We start from the raw sequence: 17,267 nt of genomic DNA on the forward strand, positions 1-17,267 counted from the left end.
TGAGCAAGATACATTTTCACACAAATTCTTGCAACACTCCATTAGCGACAAACCAATACTCTGGTTTTAAGAGAAGGGAGCCGTCTTCGATCCTTAAGACACCGGCCTTAAGGTAACGCTCCAGAACAGCAGGATAGAGCTCAAAAAGATCTGTACCATATTCTTTTTTGAACTGCAGCAAATTAACCCCATCTTTAAGACGCAGACCCAGTATCAAAAGTTCTACCATTTGCTCACGTTTTGAAAGAAATTCATTCTCTTTACTATCTACCGGAATTTCCCCTTGGGATAGCATCTTTTCATAGAAAAGAATGTCTTCAACGTTTTTATAACGGCGGTTATTCAGGCAAGATACGGCACCTGGCCCTATCCCTAAATACTCCATCCTTCGCCAGTAGCCAAGATTATGCTGACATTCATAGCCTGGAAGTGTATAATTAGAAATTTCGTAATGTTGATATCCCGCCTTGCCCAGAATCTCTCTAGTCAAGTGGTACAACTCGGCTTGGGTATCATCATCAGGAAGATTAGCAATCAGCTCTTTATTTAGGGCAATAGGCGTACCCTCTTCGACCATTAGTCCATAAACAGAAATATGCTCAGGCCGGATCCTAAGAGTCTCTTCCAAAGTATCCCGCCAGTCCGCCAGGTTCTGCCCTGGCAACCCGAACATCAAATCCAGATTAAGGTTCTTAAAGCCCGCCTCCCTGATCAAGCGTACCGCATCCTTAACCTCTTCGGATCGATGGATTCTGCCGATCTGTCTCAATAAGTCATCATTTAGGGATTGAACACCTAAAGACACTCTATTGATACCTTGTTTGCGGAGCGTCTGGAGCTTCTGAGTCGTCAGGGTACCCGGATTGGCCTCTATTGTTTTTTCCGCCGAATCTTTAAACTTAAAATTACTGTTGATGATACTTAAGAGAGTATCTAATTCCTCCTCATTTAAAGCCGTAGGAGTCCCGCCCCCAATAAAAAGGGTAGACATCCCCTCTTGAACCTTCTGTTGCCTTAAGTCAGCCTCGCGGTTTAAGCTTGTCAAATAACCCTCAACCTTAGATCGTTGCAAAGGTTCCGAATAAAAAGCACAATAATTGCATTTCTTCACACAAAAAGGAACATGGACATAAAGAGAAGGCATACCTTCACCCCTTTCTTGGGGGGCTCTCCCCAAATTCCTCTATATAAAGAGGCAGCGAACTCCATGCCCTCAAAGGGCAGACAGTTCGCCATGTCTTATCAAGTATTCGAATTTCAGCATGTGAACGGCATTTGACTTAAGGCACATGTCACAAGTACCTGTCCCCATGATTCACTAGTCGTCGATCTTCAGCACTGCCATAAAGGCGTCCTGGGGAATCTCAACGCTTCCCACTTGTTTCATGCGCTTTTTACCTTCTTTTTGCTTCTCCAGGAGCTTCCGCTTACGGGAGATGTCCCCTCCGTAGCACTTGGCCAGGACATCCTTGCGCATGGCTTTGACGGTCTCTCTGGCGACAACCTTTTGCCCAATAACCGCTTGAATAGGCACCTCAAACATCTGACGGGGGATGATCTCCCGTAACTTTTCCACTAAGCGACGGCCACGGGCATAGGACTTTTCCTTATGAACAATAAAAGAAAGAGCATCCACCAGCTCACCGTTGAGGAGAACATCCAGCTTAACCAGGGAAGCCGCTTTGTATCCGGCTAATTCATAATCCAGGGAAGCATATCCTTTGGTTCGGGATTTAAGCTGATCAAAATAGTCATAGACAATCTCACTTAAGGGAAGTTCGTAGATTAAGCTGACCCTGTTAGCCGACAGATAATCCATATTGAGGAAATTACCCCGCTTTTCCTGATTCAGCTCCATGATAGCTCCCACAAAATCCGAAGGCACCATAATATTTGCTTTGACGATAGGCTCTTCAATGGTCTCTATCTCATCGACTTTAGGAAGGTTGGAGGGATTATCAATATTTAAAACCTCTCCGTCGGTTTTATACACTTTATAGACCACACTGGGTGCAGTGGTGATCAAATTCAAATCGTATTCCCGCTCCAAACGCTCCTGAATGACATCCATATGCAAAAGTCCCAAGAAGCCGCAACGGTAACCGAAACCCAGAGCGCTGGAGGTCTCCGGCTCAAAGACTAAGCTGGAATCATTGAGGTGTAGCTTCTCCAAAGCGTCCTTCAACCGACCATAGTCACTGGAATCCACAGGATAAAGACCACAGAAGACCATGGGTGTAGCCTTGCGATACCCCGGCAGAGGATAAAGTGCCGGATTTTCCGCATCGGTAATGGTATCCCCCACCTGGGTATCTCTTACGTTCTTGATACTAGCAGCAATATAGCCTACTTGACCCGCTTTAATTTCATTAACGATCCTTAAGGCCGGGGTAAACATCCCTACTTCTGTAACATCAAAAACTTTCCCTGAAGACATCATCTTAATCTGGGTTCCTTTAGCCACACGACCTTCCATGACTCGGACATAGGAAATGGCTCCTTTATAAGCGTCGAAATACGAGTCAAAAATCAAAGCCTTTAAAGGTGCATTATCATCCCCTTGGGGCGGTGGAACCTTGGCGACGACGGCTTCCAGGATATCTTCAATTCCAATTCCGGCTTTGGCAGAAGCCAGGATGGCTTCACCGGCATCTAAGCCAATAACATCCTCGATCTCCTGCTTAACCCGCTCCGGTTCGGCACTGGGTAGATCTATCTTATTAATGACAGGAATAATCTCCAGATTGTTTTCCAAGGCCAAATAGACATTGGCTAAGGTCTGAGCTTCAATCCCTTGAGCTGCGTCCACAATCAATAAGGCTCCTTCACAGGCTGCCAAACTACGGGATACTTCATAAGTGAAGTCAACATGACCCGGCGTATCAATCAAATTCAATTCATAGGTTTCTCCATCCTTAGCTGGGTATTGCAAACGAACGGTCTGCAGTTTAATGGTAATCCCCCGTTCCCGCTCCAGATCCATATTATCCAAGACCTGGGCTTCCATTTCCCGCTTACTGAGAGCTCCCGTATATTCGATCAAACGGTCGGCAAGTGTGGATTTTCCATGGTCAATATGAGCAATGATTGAAAAGTTGCGTATACGTTGTGAGGCCTGTGCCAAGTTTTTACCCCTCATTTCAACAAAATCCAGTTTTGTATTAGAAAAAACGATTTTTAAGATACATTCTAAACTAATATTATACTGCCAATTACTTATTTGAGCAAGAATTGAAAGAGAAGGGCAAGGAAAATTTCGCTCCATTTCACATTCTGCTCTGATTTTCAACACCCCTACGATATAAAAAGAAGAAGCAATTACTTGCTCCTTCTTATTTTCTATGAGGTTTAATCAACAGAATAACACGGAACTTTATTTTGCTCCTTCTAAAGCTTGGGCTACAGCTTCCATAATACCTTTACTGGTCATAGTGGCACCACCGACGACATCCACTTCAGTGACTTGCTTTCTGATGATTTCACCAACCACGCCCTCTTCAGCGTTCTCGAATATACCGGGGGTTTCGGCATGCTCCTTCAGCGTTACTTTAATAACTTGGCCGTCTTTAACCACGACTTCTACCTTAATCTCGCCACCTTTACCTTGGCCAACACCAGTGTAGGTGCCGTCTTTGTAGTTAGCTTCGACTTCCGGTTTCGCCTCAGCAGGTTTAGCAGCAGCTTGGATAGTGGGTTCAGTGATTCCACCGTTCTCCATCACATAAGCATGAGCACCAGATCCGGCGATACGACCAAAGATTACAATATCGGCAACCGCATTGCCACCAAGACGGTTTCCACCATGAACCCCACCGGTAATTTCACCACCGGCAAAGAGTCCCGGAATGGGGCTGCCCTCTGTGTTGAGTACTTGAGCCTCTGTATTGATCTTTACCCCACCCATAGTATGGTGAATTGCAGGAGCACATAATCCGGCATAGTATTTAGATTGGGTAAGAGGGAACTCCATACTAGCCCGTCCAAAATCCGGGTCGCTGCCAGATGCTTGATATCCGGCGTACTTTTCCATGGTTTCTTTCAAATTAGCTGGGTCGACACCGATTTGTTCAGCCAGACCTTCAATAGTATCGGCTTCAAAAATGATTCCACCCTTGATATAGGATTCGATAGCTTTTAAGCTTTCACGGACTTCTTGATCGAATAATAGATAAGCTTGACCACCCGTTTGTTTCAAGATGGCTTCTGAAACCACATCACGAGTTTCTAATTCATTGATGAAGCGCTTTCCTTCTTTATTCACGAGAATTGCCCCATTACCACGAACACCTTCAGTGTACATGGTTTGGTCAGTAGGATTTACAGTGGGATGGGTTTGAATTTGATCCATATCGACGAAATCAGCACCGATTTTTTCGGCCATGACGATTCCGTCCCCTGTAGCCCCTTTATGATTGGTTGTTGCAAAACCTTTCAGGGACGATTTGTACTTCGTCACCATATCTGCATTGGCTCCGAAACCACCGGTAGCCAAAACCACAGCTTTGGCATTAATGGTATAGGTTCCTTCTTCACCTGTTACTTTAACTCCGGTTACTGCTCCATTAACATCGACAAGAATTTCTTCGGCTTTGGTATTAAGGAGAATGGGAATGCCTAGCTCTTTAACTTTATTGTTTAAGGTAGTAACGAGCATAGGACCTACAGCACTTGTATCTGAGGGACGGTGAATCCGTTTTACACTGGCTCCGCCAAACATACCGACCACGCTTAAATCGCCGCCGATTTCATTGACCCAGTCTACCGCAGCGGCAGAGTGTTCAGCCAGAGTTCTAACCAGTGCTTCATCATTGAGGTTATGTCCGCCCTTCATGGTATCCTCCACAAAAAGCTCGATGGAGTCTTCAATCCCATCTCTTTCTTGATACTTAGTAGGAGCTGCATTTAAACCACCTGTGGAACGAACACTGTTTCCGCCTGTAATGGGCATCTTTTCCACAAGAACCACATTCTTCGCACCATCTTGTACCGCTTGAATAGCTGCAGTCATTCCTGCTCCGCCGGCACCGATAACTACGATATCCGCACTTTTGTCTTGTACGACAAGTGTACTCGTTCCAGGAGTTTCATTGGTTGCAGATTCCGTGCTACAGCCTGTGATAGGACCAACGACCATTAAAAGGGCAAGAATCAACACGCTAATCTTTTTCATACTCCTTTTCCTCTCCTTTTCAATTTTTGTCTAGAAGGCTTAATAAGCCCTTTGCCGACTATTTAACCTTCCTTTTGTCCATAATAAATCTTTCACAAAATATTAAACAGTTTAAGTAAGTTTAAAAAGAGTTATGTAATTTATGAAAGTGAACATAGTCCAATTAAGCCTAAAAAAAGGAAAGTATCGGAGCATTCACCCCAGTACTTTCTTTCCTGATAAATAGCTAATTCTACTGAATTTCTTTTAAATACTGTTTGAAGTCCTTTACTTTCAACTGATTGATTCGATGATAATTAACCGGCCTACCTACAGCTCCATAACTGATCTCTGTATTCAAAACCTCTTGCCCGCGTAAAAAGCTTATATATTTACTCATGGAAACGCGAGAAATTCCTACCCTCTGAGCCATTTCCTCTGTGGTGAAGGATGTATCACAAGTTACCAGGATATGATCCCAGACCAATTTTAAGGTGTCTCGGCTAATGCCCTTTGGCAGATCAGGTTTTTTCTCGACAATCTCTTCCTCTTCCTTATTAAAAATCTGCTCATCCAGATCCTTTTGGCTGAGCTTTTCCTTGTTTTTCATAAGCAGTTCTCTTTTTTTGTAAGCATTAAGTGCATCCCGAAAACGCTCATACTCAAAAGGCTTAATTAGATAATCCACCGCGCCATGCTGAAGAGCCTTGCGAATGCTTTGGCTATCCGTGGATGCTGACACAATAATGACATCAGATTCTATCTCGCTTTTTCGAAGTTGAGTGAGAAATTCCAGACCATTAATGCCGGGCATAAAAATATCGAGAAGAATTAAATCAACCTTTTTCTTTTTTAACACCTTCATAGCTTCAGCTGCCGATCCAGCACTAGCAACCAGTTGAAATCCTCCGACTTGTTCCAGATAAAGACGATTGAGTTCAGCGACCATCGGGTCATCTTCTATAATTAGTGCTTTAATCATAGCGTCTCCTCCAAAGGGTCGTAAGGTAGGAAAATTTTAAAGGTGGTACCTTTATTATCTCCTGAATCAATATGAATTCGCCCTTTTCGTTGTTCCACACTTTTCTGAACCAAAAACAATCCAAAACCGCGGCCATTGGATTTAGTAGAATAGCCTTTAACAAAGATATCTTTCATGACAGGAGTGGGAATTCCTGATCCCTGGTCAGAAACCCGGATGACCAATTCCCCTTCACTGTATATAAGGCTGAGCTCTACCTCTTTATAATCTTTCTCTTTTACGGCCTCAAAGGAATTGGTTAAAAGATTTCCGATAATAGTTACCAGGTCATGAACCATGGATGAATCTTTGGCCTGGGGACAATAACTCTCTTCGTCAAGCACCAGTTCACCGCCATTTTCCCGGGCATAACTCATTTTAGCTTGGATAAACCCTGCAAGGATAGGATCTCGGATATTACGGACAATTGGTCCGCCCTTCGTTTGATATTGATTGGCGATCTGACTTACATAAGGTCCTAATTGATCATAATTCTTCATATGAACCAAACCCAGAATCACATGGATTTTATTCATAAATTCATGGGCCTGAGCTCTTAATGCCTCCGCATAAATCTTTACCCCGGATAGCTCTTCCCCTAATTGCTTAATTTCTGTTTTGTCCCGAAAGGTTGAGACAGCACCCACAATTTCCCCATTCACTTTTAAAGGCACCGTATTAGTAAGAAGAGTAACTCCCCGAACATCATATTCTAAATCCAGCACCGGCTCACCCTTATCAAGGACGTGTTTAAATACTGGATTAGGAATCATCTCCATATCAACTTCTTTTACATCACCGATTCCTGCCAGGCTCATGAGGCGCGTCGCTTCAGCGTTGGTTAACGTGACTTTTCCCTCAGCATCGATAGCTACGATCCCTTCTCTCACCGACTCCAGCATAGCGCTCCGTTCCTGAAGAATCCGAGCGATCTCAAAGGGTTCCAGCCCAAACATAATTTTCTTGATGCGCTTGGCCAAAAAGATCGCCCCCAGGATTCCCACAATAAGCCCTAAGCCCATACCGAAATATGTTTTTGACCGGCTTTCTTTCACAGCCTCTTCAACAGTATTCATAAGAATACCCACAGCGACGGCGCCCACTTGCTTACCCTCTTCATCAAAAACGGGAGAGAAGGCCCGCATGGACAAACCTAAGGTTCCTTCAGCTGTGGAAATATGTTCCTTGCCCTGCAGAACCGCTCCTTCATCTCCTCCCATAAATGGTTTTCCCAGTTCATTAATATTGGGATGGGATACACGAATACCTTCCATGTCCATGACCACAATGAAATTTACTTTAGTCAAGTCCATCAATTCACTGGCATAGGTTTGAATCTCGCTTTTATCCCGCCGATCACTGAGGCCTTCAATAACGATAGGTGAATGGGCCACGATCCGGGATATATTCACTGCCCGACTGGCAATATTTTTCTCCGTAACGGTGGCTACTTCTTCGCTTACCAAAACATTCGTAACCAATAAAGATAAAGCCACCACTAAGCAGATTAATATTAGTATTGTTTTTTCCAGGCTGAGATAACTCCTAGGTTTTTTCATTATGCCGACTTACCCTCTCTTGAAACGTTTCTGGAACAATCCAAGGGTCTGGTCAAATTCCTCCATCCCCATAATCTTTGTTATACCAGCAAAAATGAGTGCGCCGATAAAGGTTCCCGCCAGCAAAACAAAGACGGAAGCAAATTTTCCTACTCCTACAAGGGAGGTCAGCCACTGTCCCCCAAACCAGACTGCAATCCCCATCACACCGGAGGCCAGCAAAGTCTTCAGGGTGGTTGTGAGCATTCTCCATCCATCGATAGATTTCAAACGCTTACGTAAGAGATAAAGGAGCAGGATCATATTAAGCACGGCGGCTAAGGAAGTTGCAAAAGCCAGACCACCACTTTGCAGGGGTTTAACCAAGAGAAACATGAAAGCCACATTGGCTAACATGGAGATAATGCCGATGATGACCGGAGTCCAGGTGTCTTGTAGAGCATAAAACATCCGAGGCAGGATTTGAATCACAGATTGAGCGGATATCCCTACGGCAAAATACAAAAGAGGAATAGCCGTAGCGAAAGTATCTACAGGGGTAAAGGCACCATGCTCAAAGAGTACCCGAATCAAGGGATAGCGCAAAACAATCATTCCCACAGAAATGGGTAAGGTAATAAAAATTACCATACGCACAGCAAGGGATGAAGTCCGGACAAATTCCTTCCATTTATTCAGTGTAGCATGTTCATTTAAGGTTGGAAATACAGCCACAGCAATAGCCAGGGCAAAGATACCCACCGGAAGCTGGTATAAACGGTAAGAATACCATACTGACGTCAAGCTCCCTTCTACAAGGTGGGACCCTAAGTTTGAATTCACCACCACTTGGATTTGGTTCAAGGAATAGCTAAGAATAATGGGAACGGCTAGTACCGCTATTTTGCGAACCCCAGGGTGCCGCCAATCAATGATGGGGTAATAGCGAAGACCTTGACGGCGCAGAGCAGGTATCTGCACCACAAAATTAAGCAAGGCTCCTACCACGACCCCGATTGCGAAACCCGAGATGGATTCCGGATCATCGGGTCGTGCCAGAATCACACCGAAGACAATGACGCTGGCATTATATAGAACCGTACCCAAGGCACTAGGCCAAAAGATTTTATAGGAGTTTAAGATTCCCATGGTAATTCCGCTTAAAGCCAAAAGCAGGGGTTGAATCAAGATAATGCGGGTGAGAAGAACTGTTAAGGCTTGGTTTTCCGCTGTAAATCCGGGAACCTGCAAACGAATAAATTGGGGAGTAAAGATAAGGGCCAAGATAACCAAAATACTTAAAAACAATAGGATAAGATTAATGAAGGAGCTGGCTACCCGCCAGCCCTCCTCTTCTTTTCCTTTATGGATATATTCCGAGAATACAGGAATAAAGGCAGAGCTTAAAACTCCGCCTACTAATAACCAATAAATTAAATCCGGAAGAATAAATGCCGTTTGATAAGCATCGGTCACTCCCGTTTTCCCATAGAAATTCGCCATCAAAGATTCTCTTAAAAAGCCCAGAACCCTTGAAGCAAGCTGTGTAAGCATTAAGAGTCCGGCCGCCATAGCAACCGTCCGCGTACCTGACATAGTTTCGTCCCCTTTTGCCTCTCATCTTGATGCTAAAATTCTCTAATATGGAATTATACCATTTTTCCATACGGGGGGAAAGCTAAACCAGGACAATCGCCATTCTCATGCTGAATCTTATTCTGATCCTAGGTCAGACTCTTTCTCTTTTAGCCAATCCGCCAATAGGCTTCCCAGGATTTCTGCAGTCCCTTCCGCCTCCTCATAGGTATTTAGTTGACTACCGATTTCAAACAGAATAGCTCCATCCAGCAAATGCTGATTATAGCGGGCATCCGAGGCATAGGTTATTCGGGGAATAAATAATCCCGGATATTTCTCCTCCGCAAAAGCAATAATCTCTTTGGCCAGGGCTTCATTCTTTTCCCAATGAGGATTTTTTTGGCCGATGACGATCATTACCCGTCCAACTTCTTTGCCCTGGATCATAACCGTGGACTTATTGACCCCTGGGGGCAGCCCATCCCGATGAAGATCCAAGAGGAGTTTTATAGAAGGATAATTCCTGACCAAGGCTGCGGCGGTATAAACCGACTTACTGTAGGCTTTATTGAAATCTTCAACATCATGAAGATCCAAGGTTTGAACAGCTCGAATACCATGCTTACCTAAAGATTCCTTTAAAGTTTTTCCGACACTGACTATCTCTCCGTTCCCCCCATCATCCCGTTCCTCTCCCCCGTCACCGGCGTAACTTTCCGAGTTGTGAGTATGATAAATACCAATAAGCACCTTATCATCCAGGGGGAGAACCGGTTGGGTTTCTGCTTGCCCCTTGGATGGGTTTAGCTGTATCTCCTCTAACTCAGGGATTTCTCCTTCATACTCAGGGTCTCCTGGGTTATAAGCCCAACCAATCCAAGCCGGCCCCCCAGGCGGCGGCGTGAAGTAGCTGAAAAAATAGGTACGCGCATCGGCCACATTGACACCAGTCAATAAAAAAGTTCCCAAGGAGACCCCTTGAGTTCTGACCTGATTAAGATACTCCCTCTCGGGCTGCGAATAGCCAGGGATTCCTTCCAAAATAATCGCTTCAAAAGGGAAACTTTGCTGGGCCATGACCCTAACCAATTGGCGGGAGGTTCCTTTTTCTAAAGCATAAAAAAATGAGCTCAGGAAAAGAAGGGTCAGTAAAACAAGCAGGAAACCGCGAGCCCATCGGGTAGAGGGCCAAAAACTCCATCGCCACTTCTTCGGAGAAAACATATCGTCCTTCAACAAAAAACTTGTCCCCCTTTCCTTCTTTACTTAAGGAATATGAGGGACAAGTTTTTGTTAGAACCTTTTGTGTATTGAATTAGCGTAATTCTGTGGGTACAAAAGCATCAACGATTCCGATGACTAAGGATGCCAGGAGAGCCCCAATAATACTGACTTGGATCGAGCCGGGTACAATAAACTGGCTGACGTAAATCACTACGGCAGATACCAAGAAGCCAACAACTCCCCGATGCACCCGGGTAACTTTATCCCGTCCAAAAGCAAGCTCTACTACATATCCCAATACAGCAATGACAACGGCTGCAATGAGTGCCCCAGTAAAGCCGGCGACTTTAAGACCGGGTACTATGTAGCTGACTAGGAGAAGGACCACGGCTGAAACAAGAAAGCGGACGATCATTCCTAACATATGTTGTTCCTCCATTTCAAATTGAATTTTAGGCATTTAGCCTAAATGCATCCTTTATAGTCTGAACAACTTTTATAAATATTATTTATCCCGCATTAATCCTTGTAAATTTTAGGATTCAATGATAAAATAATCTTTGCGTATTCTGATGGAAAGATTCGATCCAAAGGGGGTGACCATAAGTGCCGAATATTAAGTCCGCAATCAAAAGAGTTGAAATTGCTAAAGCTCGCACCATTAAAAATGCGGCTGCAAAATCAACTTTACGCACAACGATTCGTCGTTTTGAAGAGTCTTTAAGCACGGACGCCGAAACCGCTAAAATCGCGTTAAATAAAGCTACCCGCGCTTTGGATAAAGCTTCTTCCAAAGGTTTAGTGCACAAAAATACGGCTTCCCGTAAAAAATCTCGCTTAACCAAACGTTATGCGAAGCATTTTGCGCAAGTGGGCTAAGTCGTTCTATTCCAAATACGAATAAACTAAAACGACATAGAAAGAGAGCAGATTGACTGCTCTTTTTTTACATCCCAAAACTTGTCCCAGAATAGACAACGTTGTCCATTCTAGGACAAGTTTTAATTTTTTCAGATTATATCAGAGTAGGGGTGGATAAATACATTTATGTTGTACAGAACTCAGTAATCATCAACTCCAGCAAAAACTCGGGTTCCCCTTTTCCTGTCTTGATGGCTACATCAGTCTCCAGACAGGCTTGTAAGGCCCCGGATAATTGCTCCCAAGTCAGAAGTGCTGATTTTTGCCATATTTTCTGAGCTTCGAAGGGTTTTATACCGAGAAGATGGGGTGCTTCCTCAGCGCCCCGGCCTTGCCGGCGCATGGCACTTGCTCCCAGGAGTAAGCGAACCTGGCGGGATAACAGAGTCAATACTTTTAAAGAATGTTCCTGCCGCAGCACTTGATGAAGTTTTTGGACCGCCACCTTTGTGGAACGGGCCGCTACAGCATCCAGAAGTTCAAACACAGTAGCCTCCACAGCCTGAGGTACCAGCAGCTTTATATCTTCAGCCCGAATTTCTTTGCCCTCCACATATAAGGCAAGTTTGTCCAGCTCTTGACTTAGGATCCCTACTTGATGTCCTCCCCATTCCAGAAGGAGAGCCTTGACTTGAGGCTTCATGGTTTTTTCCCGAGCGGCCAATTCCCGATCCAGCCAAGTCATCCATTCCTGCTGCCGCTTAGGGCTGCCGAATTCCAGAACCGCCCCCTTTTTCTCTATAGCTTTAAAGAACTTACGCCCACGATTCACATTTTGGGCAAGAAAAACAAGACAAGTACCTGGGTTAGGATTTTTAAAATAGGTATAGAAGGGCTCCAAAGCGTCCCCCTGCCCATCCTGAAAATACGGAATGTCTTCTACAATAATCAGCTTACCGCCAAAAAAAGAGACCATATTGGCGATTTCCACAATCTGTTCCGGGTTGGTGGTTTTCCCGGATAGAACTTCTATCCCACTGCCCGAAGGATCTTGGGCGAGATAACTGTTCTTTAATAAATGAAGAGCTTCTTGAATAAAAAAACGTTCCTCACCATACCAAAGGCTGACGGGAGGAATTTGATTTTTAGCAATCCCTTGCCGAACTTTATCCACTTCCCACATAATTGCCCCTCCTACCCTCCTATTTTAACCAAGGTGAAGTAAGAAAGCAAAAGAAAAGACCCCTCCAAAAACTGAAGGGGCAAAAGAAAGAGGAGGAGAAAAGAGATGTTCCTTCCTATTCTTTCCACTCCCCATGTTTTTATACATTTGAATGTATAATTTTTTTATATCTTATAACATATATTCAAGGAATTTACATGACAACATGATGTGGAAAATCTCATTTTCATCCATATTCCGGTTGCTGCAGTCAATGCCAACGAGATTTTTTATGATATTTAGCCGGTAGGTCAAGGTATTCCGATGAAGATGCATTTTTTCAGCTGCCAGAGATTTATTTTGTCCGAACTGAAAATAGGTGAGTAATGTTTTAGCAAGCTCAGTGTCATTCTTCAGATCGTACTGATGCAGTAATTCAACCTTGGTATGAATAAATTGATTCTTCCCATTCTCAACAAATATAAATCGGCTGAGATGTCTGAACACATGATCGTCAAAGAAATGAATAGATACAGTATGATCTTGGTCCAGACCATATTTTATAGCCAAACTGCACTCATCATAATGCCGTTTCAAGTTTTTAAAATCATAGAATACCGAACTTACGCCGATCGTTAAGAAAAACTTTTTAACAAATAAGGATAGTTTGCCTTTTAGATGTTCACGGTCAAAGGCAAAATCGGTATGACGCAAGATCACGACCACGCCATCTTTATAATCCAAAATTATAGCTGCAGGAAAAACCCTGCTCAGCTCCTGCATAATAATTTTTAAGAAGATGTCATCCTTCTGCATTTTATTTTGCATGAAATTCAAGCAGAAAAATTCATCAAAGACCTTCCATCCTTTGGATTGAAGACAATTGATGATAATACTCTCTCTTACATAGATGTGATTTAATAACTGGTAAACAAAGGCATTAGAATTGGATGAGAGGATTTGGAGATCTGGAATAGTCTTTATTGCTTGCTCGAGAATGCTTTTAAAATGAGCCACAAGAGTGATCTGGCCTAAAGAAAAAGGTTGATTGACTTCAATAAGCTGTAGAGCCCCACATCTTTTTCCGGACTGAAAGATATTTCCTATCAGATAAGTATAATTGTGCATAGGAAATTTAACGATAAAAGGCTGCTGTTCAGAATATTTTTTTTCTACCATTTTGAGAAATTCACTGTATAAAGGGTGTTCATAGGAAAGATAGCCTTCAGCTAACAGTTCCCGCCAAATGGTATCTGTACAACTTTCCGGGATTACCCCGGCTGCCAGGATCAAGGTATTAAGAGGGCCTATCAACATCATGGGGTTGTGAATCTCCTCCAAGGCAATATCAAAGAGATTTTTCATGGGTTTCTTAGCTATCATCGCCGAAAGCAATTTGTTGTTCCAATCATCATACTTCTTTTGAATACCGAAAATATGGCCGGCGATCTCAACGGGTGTAAGGGAATCATTGAAACAGATTATATTGCACCGGTTGCGTTTGGCAAAATCAGGATCGAATAAGCCAACGGCGATCAGATTTACGTTTTCCAATTTTCCCTCACAGGCAGCCAGGGCAGATGTAGTGGCTAAATACAGCGTGTCAGCTGAAAAGTCGTCGGATGTCTTGTCAAAAACCGCTATGGAGCGAATGGTGAGGTCAATTGAATCATTGAGATAAGATTGAGGGTTCAGATCCCTTAGCTCGTCGAGTAGAACATGCATATTTATATTCAATTTCATGCCTCCCCATAAGTTCGATAGAGTTATTATATCTCTATTTTAAAGAAGATTCCAAATAAAATAGCAAATCTCGATTACTTCTTCAGCGGAGTTTAAGAATTTTAAACTATCGAACTTGTGGAAAAATATCGAAAAATCATAAAAAAGACTGTCAGTTATGAACAATGACGCTTTAATTAAAAAGTGCTATCCTGAACGGGAAGATAGGATATCGGATCTTTTGGGGGAAGGAGTGGCAAAGGATGGCTAATATGTACTTGAGTCCCAAGGAGATAACAGAGGAGTATGTAGCGATCGGAAAAAAGAAGGCAAGTTCACCGGCTTACAAGCTGTTTATTCTGGGAATACTGGCCGGAGCCCTTATCGCTTTTGCGTCAGAAGGTTCAAATGTTGCCATTCACACCTTGGATTCCGTTGGTTTAGGCAAAATGCTGGCTGGAATCATCTTTGGGACAGGCCTTATGATGGTTGTCATTACCGGCGCTGAGCTGTTCACAGGCAATACCCTCATCGTCATTTCGTGTATTGAAAAGGAAGCCCGCTGGGTAGATATGTTAAGAAACTGGTCGATCGTCTATATCGGTAATTTTATTGGAGCGATAACCATTGTTTTATTTATTATCTATTCAGGCCAATTGAACTTTTCCGGAGGGCTCCTCGGAGGATTTACTATCAAAACGGCTGTTTATAAGACCGGATTAACCTTCAGCCAAGCACTTTTAATGGGGATTATGTGTAATTGGTTGGTATGCCTGGCGGTCTGGATGGCGGCTGCCGCTAAGGATATCGCGGGAAAAGTTTTGGCCATATTTTTTCCGATTATGCTCTTTATTACCTCCGGTTTTGAACACAGTATCGCCAATATGTATTATATTCCTGCAGGAATTATCGCCAAAATGGATCCAGTATGGGTTGAACAGGCAGAGGCCCTAGGTGTTACAGCGGCAAAGCTGGCCCACCTTAATTGGGAAAGCTTTATTGTCAATAATCTTATTCCGGTAACCTTGGGTAACATTATCGGCGGCGGTCTTTTTGTCGGCGTATTTTATTGGCTGGGCACCATGTACAAAGGAAGAACGGCATCTGCTGAAAAAGCAGATCACCTCCTGCCCGGAAAATTGGATAACGCCTTTGCAAAATCTAAATAAATAGACCTAAATAATCAAGGGAGGAAAATCAACATGGCTTTTAAAAGTGATATCGAGATTGCCCAAGAATCCACAATGCTGCCTGTCTTGGAGCTCGCCGAAAAACTTGAGATTTCTGGGGACTATGTAGAATCCTATGGGAAGTACAAAGCAAAAATCAACTACAATCTCTTGAAAGAAAAAGAAAGCACACCCGATGGTAAACTGATTTTGGTGACAGCCATTAATCCCACACCGGCCGGAGAAGGAAAAACAACAACCACCGTTGGTTTGGGGGATGCCCTCACTTATCTGGGCAAAAAAACCGTCATTGCTTTACGCGAACCCTCACTGGGACCTGTATTTGGGGTTAAAGGCGGAGCCGCCGGCGGTGGTTATGCACAAGTCGTCCCCATGGAAGATATCAACCTTCATTTTACGGGTGACCTTCATGCTATCGGCGCTGCCAACAACTTAATTGCAGCTTTGCTGGACAACCATATCTATCAAGGAAATGCCTTGGACATTGATGTGAGACGAATCACCTGGAAAAGATGTATGGATATGAATGATCGTCAGCTCCGATACATTAATGATGGTCTTGGCGGCAAAACCAATGGCATGCCCCGGGAAGATGGTTTCGATATTACCGTGGCTTCGGAGATTATGGCCATTCTCTGCCTCTCCAGTGACTTAGACGATCTGAAGAAACGAGTAGAGAGAATCATCGTTGGCTATAATCGAAACGGTGAACCGGTAACTGCCGGTCAGCTGAAGGCTCAAGGAGCAGTTGCCGCCCTCTTAAAAGATGCTTTAAAACCCAACCTTGTGCAAACCCTCGAGCATACCCCATCCTTTATTCATGGCGGCCCCTTTGCTAATATTGCCCATGGCTGTAATAGTGTCATGGCTACCAAGATGGCCTTAAAACTCGGAGATTATGTCGTAACGGAAGCAGGCTTCGGTGCAGATCTTGGCGCCGAAAAATTCCTTGACATTAAATGCCGCTTAAGTGGCTTGGAACCGGATGCTGTGGTCATCGTCGCAACTGTCCGTGCCCTTAAATCCCATGGAGGCGTTGCCAAAGCAGATCTGAATCAAGAAAATCTGGAAGCCCTCAAGCAAGGTCTCCCCAACTTACTGAAACATGTGGAGAACATTACCGTTCATTTCGGACTTCCTGCTGTCGTAGCCATTAACCGTTTCCCGACCGATACCTTAGCTGAGGTTCAACTGATCGAAGAAGAATGCAAGAAACTGGGTGTCAACGTGGCCCTATCGGAGGTCTGGGAAAAAGGCGGAGCCGGCGGCGTAAAATTAGCTGAAGAAGTTCTCAAGCTCGTCGATGAATCCAAAAACTTCACTTTCGCATATGACATCAATCTGGGCCTTAAAGAAAAGATTACAGCCATTGCCACCAAAATCTACGGTGCTGACGGAGTAGACTTTATTGGTTCCAGCGCCAAGGATATCGAGAATATTGAAAGCATTGGTTATCGCAACATCCCGGTTTGTATGGCCAAAACTCAGTACTCTCTATCAGATGATCAGAAAAAGCTGGGACGTCCGATAGGTTTCAGAATATCCATCCGCAGTGTAAAAGTGTCGGCAGGTGCCGGTTTTGCTGTTGCGCTGACAGGTGATATCATGACCATGCCTGGATTGCCCAAAGTTCCGGCAGCTGAAAGCATTGATGTGGACAACACGGGTAAGATTTCCGGATTGTTCTAATACGATATCCATCTGGATTATTTCATTGTTAGATTAGGCTGAGATGGCGGTCAACCTGCCGTCTCGGTCTCTCAGGGTATAGGGAAGAGGGTTCTACGAGACCTGGGCAAAAGGGTAGAGGATTTTAAGGAAA

At 43.9% G+C, this 17,267-nt stretch carries 13 protein-coding genes; 3 read left to right on the forward strand and 10 right to left on the reverse strand.

Annotation, left to right across the window (positions count from 1 at the left end):
- Positions 1 to 16 precede the first annotated feature (16 nt).
- The 8 genes from hemW to DESPCE1_RS0117975 all read right to left on the reverse strand — a co-directional run bounded on the left by hemW (position 17) and on the right by DESPCE1_RS0117975 (position 10,934).
- On the reverse strand, positions 17 to 1,144 hold the full coding sequence (hemW, locus tag DESPCE1_RS0117940; RefSeq protein WP_019851234.1) for a radical SAM family heme chaperone HemW: 1,128 nt from the start codon (positions 1,142 to 1,144) through the stop codon (positions 17 to 19).
- 174 nt (positions 1,145 to 1,318) lie between these two features.
- Positions 1,319 to 3,124: a translation elongation factor 4 gene (lepA, locus tag DESPCE1_RS0117945; RefSeq protein ID WP_028305619.1), complete on the reverse strand. Its 1,806-nt coding sequence runs from the start codon at positions 3,122 to 3,124 to the stop codon at positions 1,319 to 1,321.
- A gap of 249 nt (positions 3,125 to 3,373) precedes the next feature.
- Positions 3,374 to 5,170, reverse strand: coding sequence for a flavocytochrome c (locus tag DESPCE1_RS0117950; protein WP_019851236.1), 1,797 nt, complete (start codon positions 5,168 to 5,170; stop codon positions 3,374 to 3,376).
- Between the two features lie 232 nt (positions 5,171 to 5,402).
- Positions 5,403 to 6,131, reverse strand: a complete 729-nt coding sequence (locus tag DESPCE1_RS0117955) for a response regulator (RefSeq protein WP_014795419.1) — start codon at positions 6,129 to 6,131, stop codon at positions 5,403 to 5,405.
- Positions 6,128 to 7,729, reverse strand: coding sequence for a DcuS/MalK family sensor histidine kinase (gene dcuS, locus DESPCE1_RS0117960; RefSeq protein ID WP_019851237.1), 1,602 nt, complete (start codon positions 7,727 to 7,729; stop codon positions 6,128 to 6,130). Before dcuS ends, DESPCE1_RS0117955 begins: the two co-directional genes overlap by 4 nt.
- Positions 7,730 to 7,738: 9 nt before the next feature.
- Positions 7,739 to 9,304 carry a murein biosynthesis integral membrane protein MurJ gene (gene murJ / locus DESPCE1_RS0117965; protein WP_019851238.1) on the reverse strand — a complete coding sequence of 522 codons (1,566 nt, stop codon included), beginning with the start codon at positions 9,302 to 9,304 and terminating at the stop codon, positions 7,739 to 7,741.
- 117 nt (positions 9,305 to 9,421) lie between these two features.
- Entirely contained in the window at positions 9,422 to 10,525 is a 1,104-nt protein-coding gene (gene spoIIP / locus DESPCE1_RS0117970; RefSeq protein ID WP_019851239.1) for a stage II sporulation protein P, read from the reverse strand.
- Positions 10,526 to 10,601: 76 nt separating this feature from the next.
- Positions 10,602 to 10,934 (reverse strand): phage holin family protein, encoded by a 333-nt coding sequence (locus tag DESPCE1_RS0117975; RefSeq protein WP_014795423.1) that lies wholly within the window; start codon positions 10,932 to 10,934, stop codon positions 10,602 to 10,604.
- Positions 10,935 to 11,116: 182 nt separating this feature from the next.
- Between DESPCE1_RS0117975 and rpsT the strand changes: the two genes are divergently transcribed.
- A complete protein-coding gene (gene rpsT, locus DESPCE1_RS0117980; protein ID WP_014795424.1) occupies positions 11,117 to 11,389 on the forward strand; it encodes a 30S ribosomal protein S20 in 273 nt (90 codons plus the stop codon).
- Positions 11,390 to 11,555: 166 nt separating this feature from the next.
- Here the strand turns inward: rpsT and holA are convergent, their stop codons facing one another.
- On the reverse strand, positions 11,556 to 12,554 hold the full coding sequence (holA, locus tag DESPCE1_RS0117985) for a DNA polymerase III subunit delta (protein ID WP_019851241.1): 999 nt from the start codon (positions 12,552 to 12,554) through the stop codon (positions 11,556 to 11,558).
- A gap of 171 nt (positions 12,555 to 12,725) precedes the next feature.
- A complete protein-coding gene (locus DESPCE1_RS0117990; protein WP_019851242.1) occupies positions 12,726 to 14,270 on the reverse strand; it encodes a CdaR family transcriptional regulator in 1,545 nt (514 codons plus the stop codon).
- A 248-nt stretch (positions 14,271 to 14,518) separates the two neighbouring features.
- On the opposite strand from DESPCE1_RS0117990, the gene DESPCE1_RS0117995 reads away from it, so the two are divergent.
- Together DESPCE1_RS0117995 and DESPCE1_RS0118000 are read left to right on the forward strand one after the other, a co-directional pair.
- On the forward strand, positions 14,519 to 15,424 hold the full coding sequence (locus DESPCE1_RS0117995) for a formate/nitrite transporter family protein (RefSeq protein ID WP_019851243.1): 906 nt from the start codon (positions 14,519 to 14,521) through the stop codon (positions 15,422 to 15,424).
- Between the two features lie 33 nt (positions 15,425 to 15,457).
- A complete protein-coding gene (locus DESPCE1_RS0118000; protein ID WP_019851244.1) occupies positions 15,458 to 17,134 on the forward strand; it encodes a formate--tetrahydrofolate ligase in 1,677 nt (558 codons plus the stop codon).
- Positions 17,135 to 17,267: the final 133 nt, after the last annotated feature.

The organism is Desulfitobacterium sp. PCE1 (genome assembly GCF_000384015.1).
GTDB lineage: Bacteria > Bacillota > Desulfitobacteriia > Desulfitobacteriales > Desulfitobacteriaceae > Desulfitobacterium > Desulfitobacterium dehalogenans.

Bases quoted from the DNA above. Each gene is read 5' to 3' on its own strand.
- hemW (WP_019851234.1), bottom strand. From the start codon at position 1,144: ATGCCTTCTCTTTATGTCCATGTTCCTTTTTGTGTGAAGAAATGCAAT.
- DESPCE1_RS0117950 (WP_019851236.1), bottom strand. From the start codon at position 5,170: ATGAAAAAGATTAGCGTGTTGATTCTTGCCCTTTTAATGGTCGTTGGT.
- DESPCE1_RS0117955 (WP_014795419.1), bottom strand. From the start codon at position 6,131: ATGATTAAAGCACTAATTATAGAAGATGACCCGATGGTCGCTGAACTC.
- dcuS (WP_019851237.1), bottom strand. From the start codon at position 7,729: ATGAAAAAACCTAGGAGTTATCTCAGCCTGGAAAAAACAATACTAATA.
- murJ (WP_019851238.1), bottom strand. From the start codon at position 9,304: ATGTCAGGTACGCGGACGGTTGCTATGGCGGCCGGACTCTTAATGCTT.
- DESPCE1_RS0117975 (WP_014795423.1), bottom strand. From the start codon at position 10,934: ATGTTAGGAATGATCGTCCGCTTTCTTGTTTCAGCCGTGGTCCTTCTC.
- holA (WP_019851241.1), bottom strand. From the start codon at position 12,554: ATGTGGGAAGTGGATAAAGTTCGGCAAGGGATTGCTAAAAATCAAATT.
- DESPCE1_RS0117995 (WP_019851243.1), top strand. From the start codon at position 14,519: ATGGCTAATATGTACTTGAGTCCCAAGGAGATAACAGAGGAGTATGTA.
- DESPCE1_RS0118000 (WP_019851244.1), top strand. From the start codon at position 15,458: ATGGCTTTTAAAAGTGATATCGAGATTGCCCAAGAATCCACAATGCTG.